Raw genomic sequence first — 16,699 nt, 5'->3', positions numbered from 1 at the left:
CCCCGCGCGCACACTGTCGGAGCCGGCACCTACGATTGCTCGGGTGACCGAACAACTGATCGTGGCGGGTGCGCGCGAGCACAACCTCAAGAACGTGAGCCTTGAGCTGCCGCGCGACGCCCTCATCGTGTTCACCGGCCTGTCGGGCTCGGGGAAGTCCTCACTGGCCTTCGACACGATCTTCGCCGAGGGGCAGCGCCGCTATGTGGAGTCGCTGTCGGCCTATGCCCGCCAGTTCCTCGGGCAGATGGACAAGCCGGACGTCGACTTCATCGAGGGGCTGAGCCCGGCGGTCGCCATCGACCAGAAGTCGACCAGCCGCAACCCGCGGTCGACGGTCGGCACGATCACCGAGGTCTACGACTACCTGCGCCTGCTGTTCGCCCGTATCGGTCACCCCCACTGCCCGGTCTGCGGTGAGCCCATCGCCAAGCAGTCCCCCCAGCAGATCGTGGACCGCCTCCTCGGGCTCGAGGAGGGGACGCGCTTCATGGTGCTCGCGCCGGTGATCCGCGGCCGCAAGGGCGAGTACGTCGACCTGTTCCGCCAGCTCACCACCCAAGGCTTCACGCGCGTGCGGGTGGACGGCGAGGTGCACCAGCTCGCGAGCCCGCCCACCCTGGACAAGCAGAAGAAGCACAACATCGAGGTGGTGGTCGACCGCCTGGCGCTGAAGCAGTCCATCAAGCAGCGGCTCACGGATTCGGTCGAGACCGCCCTCAACCTGGCCGACGGCGTCATCGAGATCGACTTCGTCGACCTGCCCGAGAATGATCCCGGACGCCGGCGCCGCTACTCCGAGAAGCTCGCCTGCCCCAACGAGCACGACATCAGCATCGAGGAACTGGAGCCGCGGCAGTTCTCCTTCAACGCCCCCTGGGGCGCGTGCCCGACGTGTTCGGGCCTCGGCACGAAGATGGAGGTGGACGTCGACCTCGTCATCCCCGACCGGTCGAAGAGCCTCGCCGAGAACGCCATCTCCCCGTGGTCGACGATCTACGTGTCGGGCTATTTCCAGACGATCTTCAAGACGCTGGCCCGCGAACACGGATTCTCCGTCAACACGCCGTGGGAGGACCTGCCGGAGAAGGTGAAGGGCCTCGTGCTGCACGGCGTGAAGGGCCCCATGCGCGTCCACACCACGAACCGGCACGGGCGGGAGACGAGCTACAACGCGACGTTCGAAGGTGCGCTGCCCTACGTGCGCCGTCGCTTCGCCGAGGCGGAGAGCGACAACAGCCGTGACCGATTCCAGGGTTACATGCGCGAGACGCCGTGTGATGTGTGCCGGGGAGCGCGGCTCAAGCCCACGTCGCTGGCCGTGACGGTCGCCGGCCGCAACATCGCGGAGGTGGCCGGGCTCTCCATCGCCGACGCGCACGCCTTCATGGCGGGGCTGAGCCTGACGCCGCGCGAGGCAGCGATCGCCGAGCGCGTGGTGAAGGAGATCAACGAGCGCCTGCGCTTCCTGCTCGACGTGGGGCTGGACTACCTGACGCTGTCGCGCTCGGCCGGCAGCCTGTCCGGTGGCGAGGCGCAGCGCATCCGGTTGGCGACGCAGATCGGGTCGGGTCTGGTCGGCGTCCTGTACGTGCTGGACGAGCCGTCGATCGGCCTGCACCAGCGGGACAATCGGCGCCTCATCGACACCCTCGTGCGGCTGCGGGACCTGGGCAACACCCTGATCGTGGTGGAGCACGACGAGGACACGATCCGCACCGCCGACTGGTGTGTCGACATCGGCCCGGGGGCCGGCGAGCACGGCGGCCACGTGGTCGTCTCCGGCACGGTGAAGCAGCTGCTGGCGAGCAAGGAGTCGTTGACCGGCGCGTACCTCGCCGGGCGCCGCGCCATCGACGTGCCGGCCGTGCGGCGTACGGGCAACGGCAAGAAGGTGACGGTCGTCGGGGCCACCGAGAACAACCTGCGGGACGTGTCGGTCAGCTTCCCGCTCGGGGTGATGACGTCGGTGACCGGGGTGTCGGGCTCGGGCAAGAGCTCGCTGGTGAACCAGATCCTCTACCGGGCGCTGGCGCGCCACCTATACTCGGCGAAGGACGTCCCCGGTCACCACCGGCGCATCGAGGGGCTCGACCAGGTCGACAAGGCCATCCACGTGGATCAGTCGCCGATCGGCCGGACGCCTCGGTCGAACCCGGCGACCTACACGGGCGTGTTCGACCGGATCCGGAAGCTGTTCGCCGAGACGCCGGAGGCGAAGGTTCGGGGCTACCAGCAGGGCCGGTTCAGCTTCAATGTCAAGGGCGGACGCTGCGAGAACTGCTCGGGCGACGGCACGATCAAGATCGAGATGAACTTCCTGCCGGACGTGTACGTGCCCTGCGAGGTGTGCCACGGGGCGCGCTACAACCGGGAGACCCTCGAGGTGCACTACAAGGGCAAGAACATCGCCGAGGTGTTGGACATGCCGATCGAGGAGGCGGCGGAGTTCTTCGCGCCGATCTCGGCGATCAAGCGGTACATGGACACGCTGGTCGACGTCGGGCTGGGCTATGTGCGCCTGGGGCAGCCGGCGACGACTCTGTCGGGCGGCGAGGCGCAGCGCGTGAAGCTCGCCACCGAGTTGCAGCGGCGCTCGACCGGCAAGACGGTGTACGTGCTCGACGAGCCCACGACGGGCCTGCACTTCGAGGACATCAGCAAGCTGCTGGGCGTCCTGAGCCGCCTGGCCGACCAGGGCAACACCGTGATCGTCATCGAGCACAACCTCGACGTGATCAAGTGCTCCGACTGGGTGATCGACATGGGCCCCGAGGGCGGCTCGGGCGGCGGCATGGTGGTCGCCCAGGGCACGCCGGAGGACATCGCGGTCCACCCCGACAGCTTCACCGGCGAGTACCTCAAGCCGCTGCTCGCTTGACCGAGCTGGCCGCGACACGCTCGCTTCGGGCTCAAACTCCGCCTTCGGCGGCGGAGTTTGAGCCCGAAGTGTGCGTGTCGGCGCGGTTCAGTCCAGCCAAGGGCCGGCCCGACCACCCCGATGGGCGTGGTGGAATCACCACCGGATTGCCACAGTGGTGGGGCCATCCTGACGAAAGGCCACCATGCAGCTCCGAACCCTGACCCACGCGCCGCGCGTCGCCGCCGACCGGGCCATCGCCTACTACCAGCGCGTGCTCTCGCCCCGGAAGGGGTGGCGGTGCGCGCACGGCGCGGTGCACGGCGGCGCGACCTGTTCGGCCGCCGTCCGGGGGCACGTCGCCCGCCTCGGGGTGCTGCGGGCCCTGCGCCCCACGGTGCTCCAATTCCTTGCCTGCTACCAGGCCGCCGCGCTGGCCCAGAACGCCGGCGTCCAGGGGGTTTGCTGCTGCGGCCCGATCCCCATTCCGTTCCGGTTCTGACGGGCAGCTGGGGCCGACACGCTCACTTCGGTCTCAAACACCGCTGTTCAAACCGGCGTTTGAGACCGAAGCGAGCGTGTCGGCGCACGCCAACCGGGTGCTGACTCAGTCGGCGATGTCCACGTGGTCGCCGTTGAGCGTCGCGGACGCCGCGCGCAGCGGCTCGGTGGCCGGCGGGTTGGTGACCGCGCCGTCCTCGATGGAGAACCGCGCGCCGTGGCACCGACAGTGGATCTCGCCGTCCTCAACCGATGACACGGGGCAGCCTTGGTGGGTGCACATCTTGTTGAACGCCCGGAACTCGCCCTCGGTCGGCTGCGTGATCACGTAGTTGGCGTTGTCGAGGATGCGGCCGCCCCCGACCGGGATCGAGTCGACCGGGATCGACAGCGCCGCGCCCACCGCCGGCGGAGATCCGGGCGACGTACGGCCGCCGCAACCGGTCAGGGTGCCGGTGCCCACGGCCAGGGCCGCGAGGCCGGCGTTGGTCAGGAAGGAGCGACGGTCGGGAGTCATGCTGTCACCCTAGCCAGCCCGCTCACGTCCCGGAGGCGTCGGCCTGTCGGAACGCGCAATCGCCTCCATCGCTTGCGCGTGATGGCACGGTGGCCCCTGGGGGGCACGTGGAACGAGAAGTCGTCATCGGCGGCCAGCGAAGCCAGCCGCCCCACCCGGCCACGCCGGGAACTGTCGGCCGGCTCACCTAAGCTGGCCGGCATGCCGAACCCCGCGTCGTATCGTCCGGCGCCCGGAACGATCCCCACCGATCCCGGCGTCTACCGGTTCAGCGACCCCGCCGGCACGGTCATCTACGTCGGCAAGGCGAAGAACCTCCGGCAGCGCCTCAACTCCTACTTCGCCGACCCGGCCGGCCTGCACTTCCGCACCCAGACGATGGTCCGCACGGCGGCCAAGGTCGAGTGGACGGTCGTCCGCAACGAGCTCGAGTCGCTGCAGCTCGAGTACACGTGGATCAAGCAGTTCGACCCCCGCTTCAACGTCAAGTACCGCGACGACAAGAGCTACCCCTGGGTGGCGGTCACGTGGGCCGAGGAGTTCCCGCGCGTCTTCGTCGGCCGCGGTGCCAAGCGCAAGGGCAACCGCTACTACGGGCCCTACGCGCAGGCCTGGGCGATCCGCGACACCATCGACTCCCTGCTCCGCGTCTTCCCCATGCGCTCGTGCACGAACGGCGTCTTCCGTGCGGCCAAGGCGTCCGGACGCCCCTGCCTGCTCGGCTACATCGGCAAGTGTTCCGCACCATGCGTGGGGCGGATCGACGCCGAGGACCACCGGGCCATCGCCGACGACGTCTGCGACTTCCTCGCCGGCAACACCACCCAGCTCATCCGCCGGTTGCGTACCGACATGCTGGCGGCCTCGGAGAACCTCGAGTTCGAGCGGGCCGCGGTGCTGCGCGACCAGCTCGGCGCGCTCGAGTCCGCCACCGAGCGCAACGCGATCGTGCTCGGCGACGGCACGGACGCCGACGTGATCGCCCTCGCGTCCGACGAGCTGGAGGTCGCGATCCAGATCTTCCACGTCCGCGCCGGACGCGTCCGCGGCGAGCGCGGCTGGGTGGCCGACCGCTCCGACGACTCCTCCCTGGACGAGCTCGTCGAGTCCTTCTGCCTACAGCTCTACTCCAACCCGGAGATCGAGCTGTCGGGTGGGGTGCCCAAGGAGGTCCTGCTGCCGGTCGAGCCGGCGTCCGGGAGTGCCCTGGAGGAGCTGCTCACCGACGTCCGCGGCGGCCGCGTCCGCGTCCACGTGCCGCAGCGGGGCGCCAAGTTGGCCCTGCTCGAAACCGTGGCCCGCAACGCCAAGGAGGCGCTCGTCCTGCACAAGACGAAGCGCGCCGCCGACCTCTCGACGCGCAACCAGGCGCTCGAGGAGTTGCAGGAGGCGTTGGGCCTGGAGGCGCCCCCGTTGCGCATCGAGTGCTACGACATCAGCCACCTGCAGGGCACCGAGGTGGTCGGGTCGATGGTCGTGTTCGAGGACGGCCTCTCACGCCGCTCGGAGTACCGCCGCTTCGTGATCCGCACGGTCGAGGGCTCCAATGATGTGGGTGCCATCCACGAGGTGATCAGCCGGCGTTTCCGCCGCTATCTCGACGACCAGGCATCCCTCAGCGGCGAGACGGCCATGCTCGTGGACGCCACCACCGGCGCCGCCCGCAAGTTCGCCTACAAGCCGTCCCTGGTCGTGGTGGACGGCGGCGCCCCCCAGGTCGCCGCCGCGCAGGCGGCTCTGGCCGAGCTGGGCATCACCGACGTCCCGCTCGTCGGGCTGGCCAAGCGCCTGGAGGAGGTGTGGCTGCCGGGGGAGGAGTTCCCCCTGATCCTGCCGCGCGCCAGCGAGGGGCTGTTCCTCCTGCAGCGGGCCCGCGACGAGGCGCACCGCTTCGCGATCACCCACCACCGCGGGCGGCGCAGCGCGTCCATGGTCGAGTCGCTGCTCGACGGCGTGCCCGGCCTGGGCGAGCTCCGCCGCAAGGCGCTGCTCAAACACTTCGGGTCGCTCAAGAAGCTGCGCGCGGCGTCCGTCGAGGACATCGCCCTGGTGCCCGGCATCGGCCCGCGGACCGCCCAGGCGGTCAAGGACGCCCTCGCCGCGAGCGAGCCCGGTGAGGCCGTCAACACCGCCACGGGTGAGATCTCCTCGTGAGCGACGCCATAATGAAGCCATGAGCGGCTCCAGGTTGCGGTTCGTCGTCATCACGGGCATGTCCGGCGCCGGACGCCGCACGGCCGCCCACGCGCTGGAGGATCTCGGCTGGTACGTCGTCGACAACCTGCCGCCGAGCATGCTGCCCGGGTTGGTGGACGCCGCAGCCGCCGGTGGGTTCCCCCGGGTCGCGGTGGTGCTCGACGTCCGCACCCGCGCCCAGTTCGACGAGATCCCTGCCGCGTTCGACGCCCTGAACGCCCAGGGCGTCTGGCCCCAGATCGTGTACGTCGAGGCCGCTGACGAGGTCATCGTGCGCCGGCAGGAGTCGGTGCGCCGCCCGCACCCCCTCCAGGGCGCCGGGCCGTTGCTCGACGGCGTCCGCCGCGAGCGCGCGATGCTGGCCATGCTGCGCGCCGCAGCCGACATGGTGCTCGACACCTCCGACCTGAACGTGCACCAGCTCACGAGCCGCGTGGCGTTCGCGTTCAACAGCGCCGACGACCGTGAGTTCCGTCTCACGCTCATGTCGTTCGGCTTCAAGAACGGCCTGCCCGTGGACGCCGACATGGTGCTCGACGTCCGGTTCCTGCCCAACCCGCACTGGGTGCCGGAGCTGCGTCCGCAGACGGGTCTGTCCCAGGCGGTGTCGGGGTACGTCCTCGGCCACGACGCCGCGCAGACGTGGCTGGCGTCGGTGCGGGGGCTGGTGTCGTCGGTGATCCCGGGGTACCTGACCGAGGGCAAGCGCCTGGCGACCCTCGCCGTCGGCTGCACGGGTGGCAAGCACCGTTCCACCTCCATGGCCGAGGAGCTGGCCCGCCGGCTGCGGTCCGACGGCGTCGTCGTCCACGTCGTGCACCGCGACCTGGGGCTCGAGTGACGCCCGGGCCGAGGGGCCGGGAGGCGCCGTCGGTGGTCGCCCTGGGGGGCGGCCACGGGTTGGCGGCGTCCCTGCAGGCGCTGCGCCGGGTCACGCCCCGGCTGACGGCGGTGGTGACGGTCGCGGACGACGGCGGATCGTCCGGACGCCTGCGTGCCGAATTCGACATCCTCCCGCCGGGGGACCTGCGCATGGCGTTGGCGGCCCTGTGCGGCGACCACTCCGACGGCCAGGCCTGGGCCGACGTGCTGCAGTCGCGGTTCCAGGGTGACGGGCCGCTGGGTGGCCATGCGATCGGCAATCTGCTCATCGCCGGCGTCTGGCAGAGCCTGGGGGATCCGGTGGCGGGGCTCGACATGGTGGGGCGGCTGCTCGAGGTGCAGGGACGCGTCCTGCCGATGGCTGCCGTGCCGCTGGCCATTGAGGCCGACGTGTTCGGCGTCGACCCCACCCGCCCCGACGAGACGACCCTCGTGCGCGGCCAGGCCACCGTCGCGGTGACCCGCGGGACGATTCGCGAAGTGCGACTGGTGCCCGAGGCGCCGCCGGCCTGCCGGGAGACGCTCGAGGCCGTGCGTGCGGCCGACGTCGTCGTGGTCGGCCCGGGCTCGTGGTACACCTCCGTGATCCCGCACCTGCTGGTGCCGGAGTTGGCAGAAGCCCTTGTCGGCACCCAGGCGCGACGCATCCTGACCCTCAACGTGGTGCCCGCCCACGAGACCGCCGGTTTCGACGCGTCCACCCACCTGGAGGTGCTGGCCGACCACGCGCCCGGGTTGCGTTTCGACGCGATCGTGTGCGACCCGGCATTCGCGGCGGGGGACCGTCACCTGGAGCGGTACGCCACCGCCCTCGGCGCGAGCCTGGTGGTGCAGCCCGTCCGCGCGCGGGACGGTTCGCCCCGTCACGACGTGCTTCGCCTCGCCTCGGTCTACGCCGATCTGATGGCGCGTTAGGCTGGCCCCCATGGCCCTCACCCCACAAGTCAAGGCGGAGCTTGCGACCGTCCCGGTCACCAAGCCCGCATGCCGCAAGGCGGAGGTGGCGGCGATGCTGCGCTTCGCCGGGAGCCTGCACCTGGCTGGGGGCAAGATCATGGTGGAGGCCGATCTCGACACGGGGGCGGCCGCGCGACGGTTGCGCACCGCCATCGCCGACCTGTTCGGGTTCACCTGTGAATTCGTGGTCATCACGCCCAGCGGGCTGCGCAAGAACACCCGGTACGTGGTGCGTCTCATCGGTGGTGGCGACTCGCTGGCCCGGCAGACCGGGCTGGTCGACTCCCGTGGCCGCCCCGTCCGCGGCCTGCCGGCGTCCGTCGTGAGCGGTGGCCTCGACGTGGCCACGGCCGTGTGGCGCGGGGCGTTCCTGGCGCACGGTTCCCTGACCGAGCCGGGCCGCTCGATGTCGCTGGAGGTCAGCTGCCCCGGGCAGGAGTCGGCGCTGGCCCTGGTGGGCGCGGCCCGGCGGTTGGGCGTCCAGGCCAAGCCGCGCGAGGTGCGCGGCATCGACCGGGTGGTCATCCGCGACGGGGACAGCATCGCCACCATGCTCACGCGGCTGGGGGCGCACGAGACGCTGCTGGCCTGGGAGGAGCGCCGCGTCCGCCGCGAGGTGCGAGCCTCGGCCAACCGGCTGGCGAACTTCGACGACGCGAACCTGCGCCGCTCGGCCCGGGCCGCGGTGGCGGCCGGGGCGCGCGTCGAGCGGGCGATGGAGATCCTGGGCGACGAGGTGCCCGAGCACCTCCGGATCGCCGGTGCGCTGCGCCTGGAACACAAGCAGGCGAGCCTGGAGGAGCTGGGCCAGCTCCACACCCCGCCCCTGACCAAGGACGCCGTGGCCGGCCGCATCCGCCGATTGCTCGCCATGGCCGACAAGCGTGCCCACGACCTCGACATCCCCGGCACCGAGGCCAACCTCAGCCCCGACATGCTCGACGACGACGTCTGAGGCGCGCGGGTGTCCATCGTTTGACGGGGCGTCACCGGGTGTTCTCGCCCAAGCAGGGCCGAGCGCCCGCGAGCGTCGGTCGCACGCGATAGGCTGGAGTCGTCCAAACCCCGCCGGACGGCGGAAGGTTCCCTTCGAAGGAGACACCGACACATGACTGTCAAGGTTGGAATCAACGGCTTCGGCCGCATCGGCCGCAACTTCTTCCGCGCCATGCTGGAGCAGGGCGCCGATCTCGATGTGGTCGCCGTGAACGACCTCACCGACAACAAGACGCTCGCCCACCTCCTCAAGTACGACTCGATCCTCGGCCGCTTCGGTGGCGAGGTCAGCTACGACGACGACGGCATCGTCGTGGACGGCAAGCACATCAAGGTGCTCGCCGAGCGCAACCCGGCCGACCTGCCCTGGGGCGACCTGGGTGTGGAGATCGTCATCGAGTCCACCGGCTTCTTCACCGATGCCACCAAGGCCAAGGCCCACATCGACGGCGGCGCCAAGAAGGTCATCATCTCCGCCCCGGCGAAGAACGAGGACGGCACCTTCGTCATCGGCGTCAACGAGGAGTCCTACGACCCCGCGTCGATGCACATCATCTCCAACGCGTCCTGCACGACGAACTGCCTTGCGCCGCTCGCCAAGGTGCTGAACGACGAGTTCGGCATCGTCCAGGGCATCATGACGACGATCCACTCCTACACGGGTGACCAGCGCCTCCTCGACGCGCCGCACAGCGATCTGCGCCGTGCCCGCGCCGCCGCGCTGTCCATGATCCCGACCAAGACCGGTGCCGCCCAGGCCGTGTCCCTCGTGCTGCCCGAGCTCAAGGGCAAGTTCGACGGGCTCGCCGTCCGCGTGCCGACCCCGACGGGCTCCCTGACCGACCTGACGTTCCAGGCCGAGAAGGAGGTCTCCGTCGAGTCGGTGAAGGCCGCCGTCAAGAAGGCCGCCGACGGCCCGCTCAAGGGCGTCCTGGTCTACACCGAGGATCCGATCGTGTCCGCCGACATCGTCGGTGACCCGGCGTCCAGCATCTTCGACGCCAACGAGACCAAGGTCATCGGCAACCTGGTGAAGGTGCTCTCCTGGTACGACAACGAGTGGGGCTACTCCAACCGCCTGGTCGACCTGACCAAGCTCGTGGCCGACAAGCTCTGAGCAACTCACACCATGTGAACCACCCGGGGTGGGGCGCCATCCGGCGCTCCACCCCGGTGTGTTCATCCGCCTCCCCCGGCCCACAACGAAAGGTTTGAACGTGAAGTCCGTCAAGGATCTGGGCGATCTGCAGGGCAAGCGGGTCGTCATCCGCTGCGATTTCAACGTGCCGCTCGACGGCGACACCATCACCGACGACGGCCGCATCAAGGCTGCCCTCCCCACGCTCACGGAGCTGCGGGACGCCGGCGCCCGGACGGTCGTCCTCGCCCACCTCGGCCGCCCCAAGGGTGCGCCGGACCCCAAGTACAGCCTCGCCCCCGTCGCGAAGCGCCTCGGAGAGCTGCTCGGCACACAGGTCGCGCTGGCGTCCGACGTGGTCGGCGACTCGGCGAAGCAGACCGTGGCGGCGCTCGGCGACGGCGACATCTGCCTGCTCGAGAACGTGCGCTTCGAGCCGGGGGAGGCCTCCAAGGTCGACTCCGAGCGTGAGGAGCTCGCGGCGAAGTACGCCGAGTTCGGCGACGTCTACGTCTCCGACGGCTTCGGCGTCGTGCACCGCAAGCAGGCGTCGGTCTACGAGATCGCCAAGCTGCTGCCGAGTGCCGGCGGCACGCTGGTGAAGAAGGAGGCCGAGATCTTCACCAAGGTGCTCGAGAATCCCGAGCGCCCCTTCGTCGTGGTGCTGGGCGGCGCCAAGGTCGCCGACAAGCTGGCGGTCATCGAGAACCTGCTGAAGACGGCGGACACCCTGGTCATCGGTGGCGGCATGGCCTACACCTTCCTCAAGGCCCAAGGCCACGAGGTGGGGGAGTCGCTGCTCGACCAGGACAACGTCGAGACCTGCAAGGGCTACCTGGAGGAGGCGAAGGCGTCCGGCAAGAAGATCGTGCTGCCCGTCGACGTCCGCGTGGCCGATGGCATGGACTTCGGCGCCCGCACCGTGAACGGTGACGTGGAGGTGGTGGCGGCGGACGCCATCCCGGCCGACAAGATGGGCCTCGACATCGGCCCGGAGAGCGAGAAGCTCTTCGCGGACACGATTCGCCAGGCCAAGACGGTCGTCTGGAACGGCCCGATGGGCGTCTTCGAGATCGAGGCCCTCGCCGGTGGCACCGCCGCGGTCGCGACGGCTCTCACCGAGGTCGACGGCCTGTCGGTCGTCGGCGGCGGCGACTCGGCCGCGGCCGTCCGGACGCTCGGGCACGACGACAGCGAGTTCGGCCACATCTCCACCGGTGGTGGGGCGTCGCTCGAATTCCTCGAGGGCAAGGTCCTGCCCGGCATCGACATTCTCGAAGGGAACTGATCCATGGCGAACCGCACCCCGCTGATGGCGGGCAACTGGAAGATGAACCTCAACCACGTCGAGGCGACCGGCGTCGTCGAGAAGCTGGCGTGGACGCTCAAGGACGCCAAGTACGACGCCTCGAAGTCCGAGGCCGCCGTGATGGTGCCCTTCACCGATCTGCGCACCGTGCAGACCCTCGTCGAGGGTGACAAGCTCCCGCTCGCCTACGGCGCGCAGGACGTGTCGGTGCACGACAAGGGCGCCTACACCGGTGAGATCTCGGCCGACATGCTGGCCAAGCTCAACGTGTCGTACGTCGTGGTGGGCCACTCCGAGCGTCGCGACTACCACGCGGAGAGTGACGAACTCATCAACGACAAGGCCAAGGTCGTGCTCGCCGCGGGCATGACGCCGATCATCTGCGTCGGCGAGAAGCTCGAGGTGCGCAAGGCCGGCGAGCACGTGCCGTTCGTGCTCGCGCAGATCGACAAGGTGCTCGACGGGCTGTCGGCCGACCAGGTCGGCTCGCTGGTCATCGCCTACGAGCCGGTCTGGGCCATTGGCACCGGTGAGGTCGCGACCCCCGAGGACGCCCAGGAGGTCTGCGGGGCGATCCGCTCCCGGGTGGCCGAGCTCGTGGGCCAGGAGGCGGCGGACGCCGTCCGCATTCAGTACGGCGGCTCGGTGAAGTCGTCCAGCGCGCCCGACATCATGGCGCAGCCGGACGTCGACGGCGCGCTGGTCGGCGGCGCGAGCCTCGACCCGGAGGAGTTCGCGAAGATCGTGCTCTTCTACACGGCCGGCTGACGCTGCTCTCCCTCGCGAGCGGACGCTGATGCGTCGCGACGCGTAGCCCTGTTGCGGCCCTCGTTCCGTCTGGTTCGGAACGGGGGCCGCGCTGGGTTAGAATCACCCGGTGACCGTTGTGCCCCTGTCGACCTGGCCGATCCTGATCGTGTCCGTCCTGCTGACCATCACCAGCGTGGCACTGTCGCTGTTCGTCCTCCTCCACAAGAACCGCGGTGGCGGCATGTCCGACCTCTTCGGTGGCGGCATGTCGGCGTCCATGGGCGGGACGTCGGTGGCGGAACGCAACCTGGACCGTCTGACGATCGTCGTCGGTCTGCTGTGGCTGGCGAGCATCCTGATCCTGCTCACGCTCTACCGCTGGTTCCCCGACGTGGCACCGCTCTGAGCGACCCAACATCCGAACGAGTCAGTCAACCGAGGAGAGAACAACGTGGTCGGTGGTAGTGCGATCCGAGGCAGCCGCGTCGGAGCGGGCCCCATGGGAGAGGCCGAGCGTGGGGATTCCGCCCCCCGGCTGTACGTCTCCTACTTCTGCAGCAACGGCCACGAGACGAAGCCGGCCTTCGCCGCGGACGCGCAGGTGCCCGAGACCTGGGACTGCCCCCGATGCGGTCTGCCCGCCAACCTCGACTCGGAGAACCCGCCGCCCCCGCCGAAGATCACGCCCTACAAGACGCACCTGGCCTATGTGAAGGAGCGTCGCTCCGACACCGAGGCCGAGGCGATCCTCGCCGAGGCATTGGCGAGCCTCCGGGCCCGCCGCGCCGCCGGCGAAGTCATCTACTGAGCCCGCCTCGTCCGTGGCCCGGTGCCGCTTGCGTGCGAGCCGGTTGCGGACGGCGTCCGAGCCTGGGTGAGCCGCGCGGCTGTCGCGCTCGACCGGGTAGGCGCCGACAGCACACTTCGGTCTCGAGTGCGCCCGCACCCTCGACAGGCACCGTGGCGTGTTGGCGCTGTTGCTGGCGCCTCCCTGTCGGTGACGCCGCGGCCCTGCCGCTGTCACCGCTACCCTGCCGCTGACGCCGCGGCCCTGACTCCGGCGGTCCACCCTGCTGTTGCTCCCTGCGTGTCAGCCTGTTGTGGGACAGCGGGGTGGTGGAGAGGATTGATGATGGATAACGATGATGTTCCGTTCCGGCCGTCTCGTTCGAGCAAGTTCACCCCGCAGCAGCGTTGGGCGTTGTTGTTGGAGTATGACCAGTGTCTGGAACGAGGGAGTCGGGTGGCGTTTTGTCGGCGAATCGGGGTGTCGTCGTACACGATGAACTCGTGGGTGCAGCAGCGGGCGGCTGGGTTGATCACGGAGCCTGACCCGGCTCGTTCGCGTGGGGATCGGAGGGGCGTGTTGACGTATGAGGAGCGGCAGGAGCTGGAACGGCTCCGCCGGCAGAATGAACGCCTCAAGGTGGAGTTGGAGCAGTCCAGAGCGGCTGCTGACATCTTGGGAAAAGCTGCCGCGTTCTTGGAGGGGTTGGCCAAGAACGCGGATCAGAACCAGACCCAACCGGAGCCTCCACCGGTGCCGGGCCGGCCGGCGTGGCTGGCCGATTCCGATACCTCGAGTTTGCCCTCGATACCGCCACGTCCCTCGAAGGGGTTGGGGTGAGCGTGGTCCAGGCATGTCGCTGGCTCGGGGTGTCGCGGTCCACGCTGTATCGGTATCGCAACCCGAACCCGGCTGGTGGGGTGGTGGTGCCGCACGCGGAGCGGAACTATCCCCAGCGGCTCGCCCCTGCCGAGACTGAAGCTGTCGTGGCTAGGTTGAACGCTGAGGACGTGGCCGACATGTCGATCAGGGAAGGGTTCTACCATCTGCTCGATCGCGGGGAGTACCTGTGCTCGCTGGCCACGATGCACCGGATCATGCGGCGAGCCGGGCAGTCCACCGATCGTCGTCGACAACGGACCCGGACCGGTGTCAGGGGCCGGCGTCATGCGCCACGCCTGCACGCGACCGCGCCCCGGCAGGTGTGGTGTTGGGACATCACCAACGTGCAGGGCCCGGGACGGATCTGGTTCAAGCTGTATGTCGCGATCGATCTGTACTCCCGCTACGTGGTCGCGCACCGGGTCGAACACCACGAACGGCCCGACCTGGCCAAAGACATGTTCCAAAAGGCGTTCACCGACCAACACTGCGTTCCTGCGGTCATCCACGCCGACAACGGCTCCCCGATGCGTGCCGGCACCCTCACCGACATGTTCAGGTTGTTGCACATCACCACGTCCCACTCCCGGCCCCGAGTGTCCAACGACAACCCGTTCGCTGAAGCCGTCTTCAAAACCGTGAAGTACGACCTCGCCTACCCCGGCCGGTTCGACACCATCGACCAGGCCCAAGCCTGGTTCACCGCCTTCTTCGACCACTACAACAACCACCATCACCACGCAGGCCTGGCCGGTCACACCCCCGCCCGCGTCCATGACGGCACCTGGCCCACCACCCACGACCTGTGGACCACCACCAAAACCGCTTACGCCGCCAAACACCCCACCCGCCACCCCAAACCCCCCAAAACCCCCACACCCCCAGACCACGTCTGGATCAACCAACCCCCAACCCAACTGTCCCAGACAGCTTGATTCATTCCGTGCTACGGCAGGGTGGTTGGTTTCGGGCAGGGCGGCGACAAGGTCGGCAGGGAGCCGGCGCCCAGGCCAGGGCCGTGGCCCACTCACACTCCGGTTCATGGCTCAAACTCCGCCTCCTAACCTGGAGTTTGAAACCGAAGTGTGCGTGTCGCGGCCCTCGGTCAGAAGCTGCAGGAGTGGTAGGGGAGGGCGCTGGCGGCGGGGCGGTCGAGGAACCACCAGGTGTGGACGGAGCCCCGTACCACCCCGGCCGGAACGGTGGGGTCGCCGGCGACGGAGCGACGGACGGCGTCCGCCTTCTCGTCACCGGTCACCAGGAACCACACCTCGGCGCTGCGGTTGAGGGTGGGCACCGTCAGGCTGATTCGTTCGGACGGCGGGAAGGGTGAGTCGGTGACGCCGATCACCGGGTGACCGGCCGCCTCGAAGGACGGGTGGTCGGGAAAGACGGACGCCACGTGGCCGTCCGGGCCCATGCCCAGCAAACAGATGTCGAAGCCCGTCTCGCCCAACTCCTTGCCGTAGGACGCCGCGGCGGCCGCGCTGTCGGCCAGGCCGTCCGCGGCCGGCATGGGGTGGGTCAGGTCCGAGCGCATCGAGAGCTTGCCGGCGAGGATCGCCAGGACGTGACCCGCGTGGCGGTCCGGGTCCTCCGTCGCGACGAACCGCTCGTCGCTCCACCACAGCTCCAGGCGTTGGGTGTCGAGCGTGCTCGCGTCCAGCCGCTCGGTCAGCGCGGTGTACACCCGTGTGGCCGTCCGGCCCCCGGTCAGGCACAGCTGCACGACCTTCTCCGGATCGGCCTGCAGCGTCTCCAGCCGCTCCAACAGCCGTTCGGCCACGGCTTCCACGAGCTCGGTGCTGCTCGCGTAGCGCGCCACGGTCTCGACCCCGGCGGGTGCCACCGGCTCGGACGCCGACGCCTCCTCCGCCGCCGGCGCGGCCGGTTCCCCGGACGCCGCGGCCACCGACGCCTCACCCGGGCCCGTGCCGGCCCCGGGCAGGGCAGGTGGAACGGGAGGTGCCGAGTGATCGGCGGCGTCGGCGGTCATGCCTGCTCCTTGGTGCCGTTGCCGGCATGGGCGAAATCGGTCACGAGACTCTCCATCGCCGCAGAGAACACCGGGTCGTTGTCGAGGCGGCGCAGCTCCTCGGCCAGCAGCGCGCTGACCTCGCGGCGACGCAGCGCCACCTTGCGCGTCGGCCGGTCGGGCAGGGAGAAGGACGCCATCTTGCCGTCCGTGCGCGCCACGCTCACGTCGCCGGACGCCGTCGCCATGGTCACCGCCGTGACGCCGGGGCCCTCGGACACCACGAAGTCGACCGGGGCGTCCAGCCGCGAGCGGAGCCAGCCGGCGAGCAGCAGACCACCGGCGTTGTTCGCCGCGGCCTCCACGCAGGCGTGGGTCACGGTGTCGGTGTGCTGGTCGAGCGCCGCGGCGAGCAGGGCCCGCCAGGCGGTCAGCCGCGTCCACGTCATGTCGATGTCGCCCGGTCGCAGGCTCGCGGCGCGGGCCCGCAGGGTGGCCAGCGGGTCGGCCGAGCCCATGGCGTCCGTGATGCGCCGCTTGGCCAGCTTGCCGATTTCGTCCTCGGCGGGTGCCTCGGGGGCCGCCCCCGCCCACCAGGCGATCACGGGGGAGTCCGGGAGCAGCAGCGGCAAGAGGGTGGACCCCTTGTGCTGGGACAGCTCACCGTGGAACCGCAGCGCGATCAGCTCGCCGGGCATCGACTCGCCCAGGTGCAGCTCGGCGTCCAGCCGCGTGGAGCGCGACGAACCGTCGCCCACCAGGATGATGCGGGAGGGGTGCTCGCGCCCGGCCTCGACGCAGGCGTCGAAGGTCTCGTCGTAGTCGTCCGCCCCGGCGACGGCGATCAGGGTGAACACGGTGCTCGACGTCATGCCCAACGACTGGCGCACCTCGATGAGGGCGTTCTGGATCTGGGCGGACGTGGTGTCCTTCAGTGTCTTGATCACGG

General features: G+C 69.7%; 14 protein-coding genes and 1 pseudogene. 12 read left to right on the top strand and 3 right to left on the bottom strand.

Annotated features, from left to right (window positions below; all coding sequences use genetic code 11):
* Nucleotides 1–43: 43 nt before the first annotated feature.
* Nucleotides 44–2,878 (top strand): annotated as a pseudogene (gene uvrA / locus PCC79_RS12115) (excinuclease ABC subunit UvrA); the annotation flags it as partial.
* A gap of 187 nt (nt 2,879–3,065) precedes the next feature.
* Entirely contained in the window at nt 3,066–3,362 is a 297-nt protein-coding gene (gene yidD / locus PCC79_RS12110) for a membrane protein insertion efficiency factor YidD (RefSeq protein ID WP_342371973.1), read from the top strand.
* A 105-nt stretch (nt 3,363–3,467) separates the two neighbouring features.
* Here the strand turns inward: yidD and PCC79_RS12105 are convergent, their stop codons facing one another.
* Nucleotides 3,468–3,878, bottom strand: coding sequence for a Rieske (2Fe-2S) protein (locus PCC79_RS12105; RefSeq protein ID WP_232548623.1), 411 nt, complete (start codon nt 3,876–3,878; stop codon nt 3,468–3,470).
* A 201-nt stretch (nt 3,879–4,079) separates the two neighbouring features.
* Between PCC79_RS12105 and uvrC the strand changes: the two genes are divergently transcribed.
* The 10 genes from uvrC to PCC79_RS12055 all read left to right on the top strand — a co-directional run bounded on the left by uvrC (nt 4,080) and on the right by PCC79_RS12055 (nt 14,710).
* Nucleotides 4,080–6,032, top strand: coding sequence for an excinuclease ABC subunit UvrC (gene uvrC, locus PCC79_RS12100; protein WP_342371972.1), 1,953 nt, complete (start codon nt 4,080–4,082; stop codon nt 6,030–6,032).
* A 19-nt stretch (nt 6,033–6,051) separates the two neighbouring features.
* On the top strand, nt 6,052–6,915 hold the full coding sequence (rapZ, locus tag PCC79_RS12095) for an RNase adapter RapZ (protein ID WP_342371971.1): 864 nt from the start codon (nt 6,052–6,054) through the stop codon (nt 6,913–6,915).
* The gene (locus tag PCC79_RS12090; protein WP_232548626.1) at nt 6,912–7,871 is read left to right on the top strand and encodes a gluconeogenesis factor YvcK family protein; all 960 of its coding nucleotides are present in this window, start codon (nt 6,912–6,914) and stop codon (nt 7,869–7,871) included. The genes rapZ and PCC79_RS12090 overlap by 4 nt, the downstream gene beginning before the upstream one ends.
* Before the next feature lie 10 nt (nt 7,872–7,881).
* Nucleotides 7,882–8,868 (top strand): DNA-binding protein WhiA, encoded by a 987-nt coding sequence (whiA, locus tag PCC79_RS12085; RefSeq protein WP_342371970.1) that lies wholly within the window; start codon nt 7,882–7,884, stop codon nt 8,866–8,868.
* Nucleotides 8,869–9,021: 153 nt separating this feature from the next.
* Nucleotides 9,022–10,026, top strand: a complete 1,005-nt coding sequence (gene gap, locus PCC79_RS12080; RefSeq protein WP_232548628.1) for a type I glyceraldehyde-3-phosphate dehydrogenase — start codon at nt 9,022–9,024, stop codon at nt 10,024–10,026.
* Nucleotides 10,027–10,126: 100 nt separating this feature from the next.
* On the top strand, nt 10,127–11,335 hold the full coding sequence (locus PCC79_RS12075; RefSeq protein WP_232548629.1) for a phosphoglycerate kinase: 1,209 nt from the start codon (nt 10,127–10,129) through the stop codon (nt 11,333–11,335).
* Nucleotides 11,336–11,338: 3 nt separating this feature from the next.
* The gene (gene tpiA, locus PCC79_RS12070; protein WP_232548630.1) at nt 11,339–12,124 is read left to right on the top strand and encodes a triose-phosphate isomerase; all 786 of its coding nucleotides are present in this window, start codon (nt 11,339–11,341) and stop codon (nt 12,122–12,124) included.
* Between the two features lie 109 nt (nt 12,125–12,233).
* Nucleotides 12,234–12,512 carry a preprotein translocase subunit SecG gene (gene secG, locus PCC79_RS12065; RefSeq protein ID WP_342371969.1) on the top strand — a complete coding sequence of 93 codons (279 nt, stop codon included), beginning with the start codon at nt 12,234–12,236 and terminating at the stop codon, nt 12,510–12,512.
* A gap of 45 nt (nt 12,513–12,557) precedes the next feature.
* A complete protein-coding gene (locus PCC79_RS12060; RefSeq protein WP_232548632.1) occupies nt 12,558–12,914 on the top strand; it encodes an RNA polymerase-binding protein RbpA in 357 nt (118 codons plus the stop codon).
* A gap of 815 nt (nt 12,915–13,729) precedes the next feature.
* Nucleotides 13,730–14,710, top strand: coding sequence for an IS3 family transposase (locus tag PCC79_RS12055; protein WP_342371676.1), 981 nt, complete (start codon nt 13,730–13,732; stop codon nt 14,708–14,710).
* A gap of 170 nt (nt 14,711–14,880) precedes the next feature.
* Here the strand turns inward: PCC79_RS12055 and pgl are convergent, their stop codons facing one another.
* Nucleotides 14,881–15,771, bottom strand: coding sequence for a 6-phosphogluconolactonase (gene pgl / locus PCC79_RS12050; protein ID WP_342371968.1), 891 nt, complete (start codon nt 15,769–15,771; stop codon nt 14,881–14,883).
* Nucleotides 15,768–16,697, bottom strand: coding sequence for a glucose-6-phosphate dehydrogenase assembly protein OpcA (locus PCC79_RS12045; protein WP_232549369.1), 930 nt, complete (start codon nt 16,695–16,697; stop codon nt 15,768–15,770). The genes pgl and PCC79_RS12045 overlap by 4 nt, the downstream gene beginning before the upstream one ends.
* Between the last annotated feature and the right edge of the window lie 2 nt (nt 16,698–16,699).

It is taken from the genome of Propioniciclava soli, assembly GCF_038502305.1.
GTDB classification, from domain to species: Bacteria; Actinomycetota; Actinomycetes; order Propionibacteriales; family Propionibacteriaceae; genus Propioniciclava; species Propioniciclava soli.
Note: the sequence above shows the minus strand (reverse complement) of the source record. Positions and strands in the feature narration are given on the sequence as shown.